The organism is Pseudomonas maumuensis (assembly GCF_019139675.1).
In the GTDB taxonomy this organism is placed as follows: Bacteria; Pseudomonadota; Gammaproteobacteria; order Pseudomonadales; family Pseudomonadaceae; genus Aquipseudomonas; species Aquipseudomonas maumuensis.
On the sequence record NZ_CP077077.1, the window covers coordinates 5,404,662 to 5,415,061 of the forward strand.

Annotated in this window: 10 protein-coding genes; 2 read left to right on the top strand and 8 right to left on the bottom strand. The window is 65.5% G+C overall.

The annotated features are described in order from the left end of the window. Positions 1 to 38: 38 nt before the first annotated feature. The 4 genes from KSS90_RS24045 to KSS90_RS24060 all read right to left on the bottom strand — a co-directional run bounded on the left by KSS90_RS24045 (position 39) and on the right by KSS90_RS24060 (position 4,727). The gene (locus tag KSS90_RS24045; protein ID WP_437180045.1) at positions 39 to 2,429 is read right to left on the bottom strand and encodes a TonB-dependent siderophore receptor; all 2,391 of its coding nucleotides are present in this window, start codon (positions 2,427 to 2,429) and stop codon (positions 39 to 41) included. A 120-nt stretch (positions 2,430 to 2,549) separates the two neighbouring features. Next, positions 2,550 to 3,533: a FecR family protein gene (locus KSS90_RS24050; protein WP_225933108.1), complete on the bottom strand. Its 984-nt coding sequence runs from the start codon at positions 3,531 to 3,533 to the stop codon at positions 2,550 to 2,552. Beyond that, positions 3,530 to 4,063, bottom strand: coding sequence for an RNA polymerase sigma factor (locus tag KSS90_RS24055; protein WP_217867548.1), 534 nt, complete (start codon positions 4,061 to 4,063; stop codon positions 3,530 to 3,532). Before KSS90_RS24055 ends, KSS90_RS24050 begins: the two co-directional genes overlap by 4 nt. Before the next feature lie 145 nt (positions 4,064 to 4,208). Then, positions 4,209 to 4,727 carry a dihydrofolate reductase gene (locus tag KSS90_RS24060; RefSeq protein ID WP_217867549.1) on the bottom strand — a complete coding sequence of 173 codons (519 nt, stop codon included), beginning with the start codon at positions 4,725 to 4,727 and terminating at the stop codon, positions 4,209 to 4,211. Positions 4,728 to 4,838: 111 nt separating this feature from the next. Here KSS90_RS24060 and KSS90_RS24065 point away from each other — a divergent pair, with 111 nt between their 5' ends. Continuing rightward, positions 4,839 to 6,230 (top strand): DUF2868 domain-containing protein, encoded by a 1,392-nt coding sequence (locus KSS90_RS24065; protein WP_217867550.1) that lies wholly within the window; start codon positions 4,839 to 4,841, stop codon positions 6,228 to 6,230. Further along, a complete protein-coding gene (locus KSS90_RS24070; RefSeq protein ID WP_217867551.1) occupies positions 6,223 to 7,587 on the top strand; it encodes a GTPase/DUF3482 domain-containing protein in 1,365 nt (454 codons plus the stop codon). The genes KSS90_RS24065 and KSS90_RS24070 overlap by 8 nt, the downstream gene beginning before the upstream one ends. Positions 7,588 to 7,594: 7 nt before the next feature. Here the strand turns inward: KSS90_RS24070 and KSS90_RS24075 are convergent, their stop codons facing one another. The 4 genes from KSS90_RS24075 to tagQ form a co-directional block, all read right to left on the bottom strand. After that, entirely contained in the window at positions 7,595 to 7,981 is a 387-nt protein-coding gene (locus tag KSS90_RS24075) for a hypothetical protein (protein ID WP_217867552.1), read from the bottom strand. Positions 7,982 to 8,004: 23 nt separating this feature from the next. After that, entirely contained in the window at positions 8,005 to 8,439 is a 435-nt protein-coding gene (locus KSS90_RS24080) for a hypothetical protein (RefSeq protein WP_217867553.1), read from the bottom strand. After that, the gene (gene ssp4, locus KSS90_RS24085) at positions 8,436 to 9,296 is read right to left on the bottom strand and encodes an Ssp4 family T6SS effector (RefSeq protein WP_052062269.1); all 861 of its coding nucleotides are present in this window, start codon (positions 9,294 to 9,296) and stop codon (positions 8,436 to 8,438) included. Before ssp4 ends, KSS90_RS24080 begins: the two co-directional genes overlap by 4 nt. Positions 9,297 to 9,461: 165 nt before the next feature. Further along, positions 9,462 to 10,388, bottom strand: a complete 927-nt coding sequence (gene tagQ, locus KSS90_RS24090) for a type VI secretion system-associated lipoprotein TagQ (protein WP_217867554.1) — start codon at positions 10,386 to 10,388, stop codon at positions 9,462 to 9,464. Between the last annotated feature and the right edge of the window lie 12 nt (positions 10,389 to 10,400).

Sequence of the window (10,400 nt, forward strand, 5' to 3'; positions counted from 1 at the left end):
GATTATCGGGGGCGCTTTGCGCCCCCGGCGATCCAGGCTCAATACGTCGCGCGCAGCTTGAGCGTCAGGTTGCGCGGCTCGCCATAGAAGTTCGAGCCCCAGGCACTGTCCACACGCTCGTAATACACACGGTCGAACAAATTGTTGGCCGTGAGTGTCGCCGACAGGTGCTTGTTGAAGCGATAGCCCACCTGCGCCGTGGCCACGCTGTAGCCACCCTGCACGAAGTCCACGCTGTTGCGCGTGTAGTAGGTGGAACTGACCACCCGCACGCCGCCTCCGACACTGAACCCTTCCAGCGGCCCATCGGCGAACGCATAGCGCGTCCACACATTGAAGTTGTGCTTGGGCGTGATGCTGATGCCCTGGTAGTCGGCCTGACGCCCCGACTCCAGGCGGGTGAAGGCATAGCCGGTGCTGATGCTCCAGTTGTCGGTGAGGTTGCCGGACAGCTCGGTTTCCCAACCCTGACTGCGCACCTTGGCCTGGGCCTCGTAGAACGGCGTCTGGTCGATTTGCTGGGCGCGGTTTTCGTCGTAGATGCGGAACACCGCCACGCTGCCGTTCAGGCGGCCGTCGAAGAACTCCCGCTTCAGGCCCAACTCATACTGTTTACCCTCGCGCGGTGCCACCGTGCTGTTGCCGCCGGCCATCTGCGTCTGCGGCTTGTACACCGTGGTGTAGCTGGCATAGGCCGACAGCTCGGGGGTGAGCTTGGCGACCAATGCGCCATAGGGGATCACTTTGCGACGGATGCTGGTGTGAGGGTCGGAGAACTCGTTGAAGAACGGGTTGGCATTGTGGCCATCGCTGTCGAACCAGATCACCCGGCTGCCGAGGATCACGTCCAGCCAGTCGTTGGCGCTGACCTTGGTGCGCGCATACAGCCCGTACTGGTTCGACTTGGACGAATTGCCGTTGTCCATCGTGTAGTCGATCTTGGGGATGTCGATGCTGCCAGGGTCGAACACGTTGATGTCGAACCACTCCCGGCCACCGTAGCGGAAGTCCTTGTCCACATGCTGGTAGTCGGCGCCCACGGTGAGCTCATGGGTACGCCCGAACGCTTCGAACGGCCGCGTGACGAAGCTGTCCAGGCCCAGGGTCTTGATGTGGGTGTAGTAGTTGTAGGCCACCGCGGAACTGGCACCGGTCACCGGGTCCACGGCGCCGTCGGTCCAGGTAAAGTTGCGCGTGGGGGCCTCGGCGTCGCGATAGGTCAGCGAGGTCTTGAACTGGCCGCCATCGTCCAGCGCATGGTCGACCTCGAAGAAGCTTTCCCAGACCCGCTCGTCCAGTTCGTTCCACTTGGCGTCGACGAAGGTCGAGCGCTTGACGTCGAGCAGCTTGCCGCTGTCGTAGGCCGGCAGACCGAACGCGGGCACCGACTTGTTGCGCTGGTAGGCGCCGCCCAGGGTCAGGGTGGTGGCCGGCGACAGGTCGTACTCCAGGCGCCCGTACATCATTGGGCGCTCGTTCTGGGCATAGTCGACAAAGGCCTGGTTGTTCTCGTAGGCAGTGACGAAACGCCCGCGCAGGCTGCCATCGCTGTTCAGCGGCCCGGTGACGTCAACCGTGGAGTGGTAACGGTCATAGGTGCCCGCCGACAGCTCACCAGACAGGGCAAACTTGCCCAAGGCGCGTTTGCGCACCAGGTTGATGGTGCCGCCGGGTTCGCCCGCGCCCTGGTACAGACCGGATGGCCCGCGCAGCACTTCGACACGGTCATACATGGCCAGGTCGAACGCCGTGGCCATGTCGCCTTGCCCGGTGGGCTGGGTGACGCCATCGACCTGCACCAGGTCGACCGGGAAGCCGCGCATGTAAACGTCATTGAGGTTGGAGCCGGTGTTGTAGCTCTTGATCGTGGTACCGGTGACCTGCCGCATGGCGTCCTGCAGGCTGTTCATGTTCTGGTCGTCCAGGCGCTGGCGGGTCATTACCGACACCGACTGCGGGATGTCCTTGAGCTTCTGCTCGCCCTTGCCAAGGGTCAGCGACCCAGTGGTGTAGGAGCCGGTGCCTTCGGTGGTGGTGCCCAGCTGGCTGCTGTCGATCTTCACCGCGCCCAGTTGCATCGCGTCGTCGTTCCCGGCGCGCTGGCGCTCCAGGGTGACGCTGTCGTTATCGATGTAGGCGGCATTCAGGCCAGTGCCCTGGAGCAGACGGGCCAGTGCCTGGTCCTGTGGATAACTGCCACTCAGGCCCGGCGAGCGCAGGCCCTGGGTGAACTCACCGGGTACCAGCACCTGGATCCGGGTAACCGCACTGAAGGCCGCCAGGGCCGAGTCCAGCGACTGCGCCGGGATGTCGAAACGGTAGACCTGCGCCTGCGCGGCGGCCAGGGCTTGCCCGGGCCCGATCAACGCGGCGCTGCCAAGCGCGATGGCCAGGCCGAGCACGGCCCGAGTGGCGGTGGTTTTCATCAATGGGGCTCCCCGAAAGCGTCAAAGTGATCGACTGGCGCGGCACTGTCTGAGAGTGCTTATTATTTGCGCCTACGAAATCAAGGACGTCGGCCCGGCGGGAATCCCCGAAAAAATTTTCAATCAACCTTCGCGCAGGATGCGCAGGTACGGTGTGTACTGGTCGGCACGCACGCCCAGGGTATGGGTCAAGGCCTTGAGCACGGCCTCCGGCTTGTCGATGTCGAACACCCCGGAAACCTTGCGCTGACGCAGGCCGTCGCCCAGCACCAGGGTCTGTCCGGGCCAGTAACGGTTGAGTTCGGTGACCACCTCGCCCAGCGGCTGCTGGCTGAACACCAGTTGCCGCTCGCGCCAGGCGAACGCGCGGCCAGGCTCGAAGCCATGCACCGCGCCCGGCCCGCCGGCTGCGTACTCCAGCGCCTGCCCCGGCTCGAGGAATACGCCCTGGCCGGTACCGGCACGGACCTCGACTTTGCCTTGGGCCAGTTGCACACGGGTCTGCCCGTCTGCCTCGGCCACGCTGAAGCGCGTGCCCACCACCCGCACCCAGCCATCCCCGGCACGCACCACAAAGGGCCGGGCCGGGTCGCGGGTCACCTCGAACCAAGCCTCGCCGCGCAACAGCCGAACACGTCGCTCGGTGGCCCCCTGCTCGACCTGCACGGCGCTGTCGGTGTTGAGCTGAATGCGCGAGCCGTCCTCCAGTTGCAGGCTGCGGGTTTCACCCGTGGCGGTGGCGTAATCGGCGCGCCAGCGGTCGAGCCAGGGCGTCTGGACGAGCAGCACACCCAGCAGCACCGCCGCCGCGGCAGCGCTTGCCAGCTTGGGCCAGATCCGCCGTCGGGGAGCACGCCAAGCCGCCTGCTGGTCTTCCCGCAGGCGCCTGGCCGGGCCCTGCAAAGCCCCCAACAGGTCGAGCACTTGCTCCCAGGCCCTGGCATGCGCCGGCCCTTGCGCGCGCCACACGGCGAACGCCTGGCGCTCGTCCAGGGTGACGTCCTCGGCGTGCAGACGGTAATACCAGGCTGTGGCTTCGGCGAACAGGCGCTCGCTGTCGGGCAGGTCGCTCATGGGATCGGGCGCACTCTCGGAATGACGGCTCATGGACGTTGCCCTCTCGCGTCACCGGCCAGCCGCGCCTGGATGAAGGCGCGGCAGTCGAGCAATGCCCGGCGCAGCTGGTACTCGACACTGCGGGGCGTGACGTTCATGCGCTCGCCGATCTCGCGGTAGGTGCAACCGTCGACATGATAGAGCAGGAAGATGTGCCGGGTCGCCTCGGGCAGGGCCTGGATCGCCGCCTGCATCAGCGCCTGCTCCTGCTGCGCGGCCAACTGGTCGTCGGCGCCGGGGGCATCGCTGGCCAGTTCGTCGCTGGGTTCGCCGCCATCCAGGCGTTCACGGCGAATGGCCTGACGCTGATGATCGCGCACCAGGTTGCTGGCAATCGTGAAGAGGAAGGCCGGCAGGTTGTCGATCTGCTTGTCGGCAGGCAGCCGCGCCAGGCGCAGGAAGGACTCCTGGGTCAGGTCGGCGGCCACTTGGCTATTGCCGGTGCGCCGTGCGACGAACGCCTCCAGGGCCTTCTTGTGCTCGGTGAACAACCGGGCGATCTGCTTGTTCCACGAAGACACGGCACATCCTGGCTCTGGGTCTCAAGAGGAGCGAACGCTAGCAGAAGATGAGATGGATTCGCAATTGCTTGAACTGAGCAATACAAGCTACCAACCTGTGGGAGCCGGCTTGCCGGCGAAAGGGCTGCAACGCAGCCCCAGTACTTCAGACCTTGTCCCAAACCTCGAAGTGATACTCAGGCCCGCTGGTTTCAGCAGGCTGCGGAGTCATCTTTGTACGGTTCCACTGGCCCTTGTCGAATTCGGGGAACCACGCATCGCCCTCCCCAGAGTAGTCCACCTGCGTCAGATACATTCGATTGACCAGGCCTTTCTCCAGCGCTTCGCCATACAGCTGCGCACCACCGATGAGCATCAACTCATCAACGCCTTTATCTCGTGCCCACTCGTCCGCTCGTACCAAAGCTTCCTCTAAAGAGGAGAAAACCTCTGCGCCATCGAGCTCTAGGTTTGCCTGACGGCTGACGACGATATTCAGCCTTCCGGGCAAGGCACGTCCTAAAGAGTCCCAGGTCTTACGCCCCATGATGATGGGCTTATTCATGGTCTGAGACTTAAAGAACCTGAAGTCCCCCGGCAGGTGCCAGGGCATTTGGTTGCGTAACCCGATTACTCGCTGCAAGCCAATGGCAGCAATCAGGCAGAGAGGAAGTGGTCTGTTCATGGCGGCGAGAATACCAAACAACCCATAAGAAGATATCTAATCATCTGACGAAGATAGCTCATAAAACGAGTTATCCGACGTCTGGGTTATGCTTGCGCCCTGACCTGTGCAATGGAAGAGCTTGTGACTGCACCGACTCCACTCGACAAGCGCTGGCTCACCGAAGCGGTACGCCTGCGCGAGGAACACGCCGGGCCCCTGGAAGACCAGGAAGCCAACCGCCGCGCCCGCCAGCAGGGCGGCGACCTGGCCACGCGCATCGAAGCCCGCGCCCTGTGGCTGGCCGAGCGCGACGGCATGGACACGGCGCTGCGCCACTGGAAGCAGGGCGCACGGCTGGCACTGCTGAGCTTGATGGTCCTGGCCCTGTTCAGTGGCGCCGGCCTGGGGCTGGCGGCCCTGAGCGACGGCCAGCGGCCGGTGAACGTGTTCTGGGCCCTGGGCAGCCTGCTCGGGCTGAACCTCGTGCTGCTGCTTGGCTGGGCCGTGGGTTTCTTTTTCGCCGGTGAGCAAGGCGCGGCGCTGGGCCGCCTATGGCTGTGGCTAAGCGAGCGTTTTGCCCGTGACGCCAAGGCCGCGCAACTGGCCCCCGCGCTGCTGGTGCTGCTGCAGCGCCAGCGCCTGAACCGCTGGCTGCTCGGCCTGTTGGTGCATGGCCTGTGGTCACTGACGATGCTCGCGGCGCTGGGCATGCTCCTGGCCCTATTGGCGACGCGACGCTACGGCTTCGTCTGGGAAACCACGCTGCTTGCCGCCGAACCTTTCATCAGCCTCACCCAGACCCTCGGCACACTGCCCTCGCTGCTTGGTTTCGCCGTGCCCGACGAGGCGATGATTCGCGCCAGCGGCGACACCCTGCCGGCACTCGATCTGGCCCGTCAGGCCTGGGCCAGCTGGCTGCTCGGCGTGGTCCTGGTCTACGGCCTGCTGCCGCGCCTGGCTCTGGCCGCGCTGTGCCTGTGGCGCTGGCGCCAGGGCCGCGAGCGCCTGGCGCTGGACCTCAACCTGCCCGGCTACGCGCAGTTGCGCGAAGCCCTGATGCCGCGCAGCGAACGCCTCGGCGTGCAGGACGCAGCCCCCGACACGCTGCCCCGCTTCGAGGCCGGCCAGCTGGAGCGCGACAGCGGCGGTGCCCTGCTGGTCGGCCTGGAGCTGGACGACCAGCGCCCCTGGCCGCCCGCACTGCCCCGCTCGGTCACCCATGCGGGCGTGCTCGACAGCCGCGAGTCGCGCAACAAGCTGCTCGAGCAACTCAGCCGTTTCCCCCCGGCGCGCCTGGCCATCGCTTGCGACCCGCGTCGCTCGCCCGACCGTGGCAGCCTGGCCTTGCTCGCTGAACTGGCGCGCAACGCCGGCGCCACGCGCATCTGGCTGCTGCAGGCACAACCCGGCCAGGCCCTGGATGCGGCGCGCCTGGGCGACTGGCACGAGGCCCTCGACCGCCTGGGCCTGCCCCATGCCGACACCTCGCCCCTGACCTGGCTGGAGCATGGCCATGACTGAGCCGCTGAAACTGGCCGTGGTCGGCCACACCAACGTCGGCAAGACCTCGCTGCTGCGCACCCTCACCCGCGATGTCGGCTTCGGCGAGGTCTCGCATCGCCCCAGCACCACCCGCCATGTCGAAGGCGCCCGCCTGTCGGTGGACGGCGAGCCGTTGCTGGAGCTGTACGACACCCCTGGCCTGGAGGACGCCATCGCCCTGCTCGACTACCTGGAGCGCCTCGAACGCCCGGGCGAGCGCCTGGACGGTCCCGCTCGCCTTGAACGTTTCCTCCAAGGCAGCGAGGCGCGGCAGCGCTTCGAGCAGGAAGCCAAGGTGCTGCGCCAGCTGCTGGCGAGCCATGCCGGCCTGTATGTGATCGACGCCCGCGAACCGGTGCTGGCCAAGTACCGCGACGAGCTGGAGGTGCTGGCCAGCTGCGGCAAGCCGCTGTTGCCGGTGCTCAACTTCGTTGCCAGCAGCCAGCACCGCGAGCCCGAGTGGCGCGAGGCACTGGCGCGCCTGGGCTTGCATGCGCTGGTGCGTTTCGACAGCGTGGCCCCACCCGAGGATGGCGAGCGCCGCCTCTACGAAAGCCTGGCGCTGCTGCTGGAAGAGGCCCGTCCTGCCCTGCAACGGCTGATCGATGACCAGCAGGCCCAGCGTGAAGCCCGCCGCCACAGCGGCAAGCGTTTGGTCGCCGAGCTGCTGCTCGACTGCGCCGCCTGCCGACGCAGCGTAGAGGCCGAGCCCGCCGCCGAGGCGCAGGCCATCGAAGCCCTGCGCCAGGCGGTGCGCCAGCGCGAGCAACGCTGTGTCGAGGCGCTGCTCAAGCTGTATGCGTTCCGCCGCGAGGATGCAAATGCCGGCGACTTGCCGCTGCTCGATGGGCGCTGGGGCGACGACCTGTTCAATCCGGAGACCCTGAAGCTGCTCGGTGTGCGCCTGGGCAGCGGCGTGGCGGCGGGCGCGGCGGCAGGTGCCGGCGTCGACCTGCTAGTTGGCGGTCTGACCCTGGGCGCCGCCGCGCTCGCCGGGGCCATTGCCGGCGGCGCGCTGCAGACCGCGCGCAACTATGGCTCGCGCCTGATGGGCAAGCTCAAGGGCCAGCGCGAGTTGACGGTGGATGACGCCGTGCTGCGCCTGCTGGCGCTGCGTCAGCAACAGTTGATGCTGGCCCTGGAGGCACGCGGCCACGCGGCGCAGGACAGCATCCGCCTGGCGGCGCCGGAGGACAAAGGCTGGCGCGAAGGCAAGCTGCCCGAGGCCTTGCGCAAGGCGCGAGCGCATCCGCAGTGGTCCACGCTCAATCCCGGGGCGCGGGTCAACCAGGCCGAGCGGCAGGAGCAAATCGACGCCCTTGCGGCGGATCTGTAGAAGCGGGCTAGCGCCTCTTCTTGCGCAGTTCCACCAACAGCCGGCGCATCTCCCGATGCCGCTGGCTGTTGAACACCAGCATTGCCAGTAATGGCAGCACCAGCGCCGCGAGCTGCAACACTGTATGCAGACTGCTCCCGATCAAGCTCAACGCCGTCAGCAAGGCAACCGCCAGCACTGGCAATATCATCCACAGTGCCCCATTCAGCCCGCGAACCATAGCGATATGACCCAGGCACAACAGCACTACCAGCCCACCAGTGACCATCACGGAGTAGAGAGGGTTGTCCGGATGGTTACGCCAGTAGGTGTCGAACCAAAGCGTCGCCGTCATGGCCACCGGAAGGATCGACATGAAGATGCCCAGCAAAAAGACAGGAAAGTAACGGGCCATGAACCGTGCCGAGCTATCCGAGCTCATCGGCGCGCCTGTCGCGCCAGGCGTCTCTTCGCCCGATACTCCGCCAGGCGGATACGCATCTCCCGGTATCGTTGGCAGTTGAGCAACAGCAAGGTCACCAACGCAGCCAACAGGCTGCTGGTGTAGATGAACAGGTTGGGACGATGCCCATAGGTCGCAAGCGTGAGCACCATGCATCCCACGCACAGCCCTGCCACCAACCATGCACCCCAGGCGCGCCCGCGAACCACGGCGCCGTGTCCCAGCATGAAGATTGTCAATGTCGCCAGCAGGCTCCAGGGAAGTACCCCGTCCTTCGAGCAGCTTCGGCAATAGGTGCTCCACACCAATGCAAAGGTCCAGGCCACGGCGATGATCGACGAAAAATAGGCACCGATGAACACGCCGAAGTAACGCTGGAGAAAACCCTTCAGCTCAGGATGCCGGGTCATTCGGTTATTTCCTCGTAAAGCCCTACAGCCATCCCCTGCACAGTACCGCTGCCGGCAAGGCCAATGAAGCCACCCAGTGAGTCCTTGATCAGCGTCTGCGTGGAATGACTGATCTGCGTAGGCGTGAAGCGTTTGACCAGCTCACCCGCACTTTGTCGGAGTTTCAACTGCTTGGCCGTCAGAGTCGGATGCTTGATCATCAGCAATTCCGTGGTGAGTGCCTTGCGTTGCTGTCGACTCAGCGAACGGGTCAGCTGATACCAGCTGTTGCCGGTCGCCGCCTTGCGCACCTGGAGAAACTTCAGCGTCGTAAGCCCTGAAGCCCCCACGCCCATCAGCGACACGGCATCGAGCACAGGAGTGGCCGCCTGGTACCACGCCTCCTGGTCCAGCGCGTCATTGAGCGAAGGGTCGGTTGCCTCGAAAGCGGTCCTCACCAGGCCGATCCCGCATTGCGCGGTACTGGCGGTTGCCGCGGCATAGCCTGCGACAGTCAACGCCAAGCTGGCTCCGCCGGAAAACGGCACGGCGATGGTGCCGCTGAACATGACGATCCAGCCCAGCACGGCGCCGGCGCAGGACAATGTGGTGTTGACTGCTTCCTTCACCACCCGAGCTTCGCGTGGGTTGGTCTGCAACTGGTTCATGAACTGCTCGGGCGAGGTGTAGCGAGGCGCCTCGCGCAGAATGATGCGCTTGGGCTTGATGCTGCAGATCGGCTGGAACTCGCGCAGGGTGATGACGTTGTAATCGGCATCGATGTACACGACACCTGCGCCGACGATGCCGGGGTCGGCGTCGATGGCCTTGAACAGCTTCTGCTGATCGATGCGGCCCTGCATGCGCTGGCGCGCCATGAATTGCGAAGTGCTGCCCAGGGGATTGGAGAGCAGGTCTGTCACGAATCGTTTTCCTTACACAATGCTCGGTGTCCTCGGGGGCTGCTTCGCAGCCCATTCGCTGAGGCTTGTCGTGGCGACGAACCGCAGCGAATGGGGCGCAAAGCGCCCCCTGCTGCGGTATCACACGTTCGGGCACGGCACCGGCGCCCAGTCACCCATGTCCGGGTTGCGGCACATGGCGTTGACCTGGTCGGTACCCGCCTTGGCCACCTGCTGGGCCTCGGCTTTCTTGCCGTTGGCGTTCTGCAGGGTCTTTTCGGTGGCCACCGCTTCCTGTGGCACCTTGGTGTTGGTCTTGGCCGGCTGGACCTTCTTCACATCCTTCTTCTTGCCGGTGGTCGCCACCTTCGGCGGCTCGGCCACGGCGACCACTTCGGTGCGCTGCACGCCCACTTGCTTGAGATCCTGCTCGTAGGCCTGGGTGTAGTTGTTGAGGTTCTCACCCAGACGACCGTTCACGGTGGTCAGCAGGTTGTTCGACTCCTGCAGGCCGGCGACGATCTCGGCCAGGCGCTTACGGCCCTCGGTGTCATTGATGCGACCAGCCTTGCGGTTCTGGATCAGGCTGGCGAACTCACGCTGGTAGCAGCTCTGCGAGGACTTGGCGTAGGCCGTGGTGCGGTCCATGTCGGCTGCGCTCTTGTCGATGTCGGTCGCATAGGACGCGATGCGCTGCTTGTCGTCGCTGATCTGCTTCTGGCGTTCGGTGTAGTAGCCGGCGGCACCACCGACCAGGGCGCCGCCAGCGGCACCGATGGCGGCGTTGCGGCCGCGGTTTTCCTTGTCGACCAGGGCGCCGGTCAGCGCGCCGCCGACCGCGCCGAGCAGTGCGCCGGTGGCCACCGAGCGGGTCATGTCACCGTCGGTGGAGCGCAGGTGCTGCACCGGCTCGTAGCAGTTGGGGTAGTACTCGACCTTGGTCGTGGCGCCGACCTTGGACGCCGGCGAGCTGGCGCAACCGCTCAACAGCACGGTGCTGAAACCGGCTGCCAGCAGCAGCGCGGTACGGGCCTGGGATGCAGTGATCAGGGGTTTGCGGGTGGACATGGTCTGGTTTCT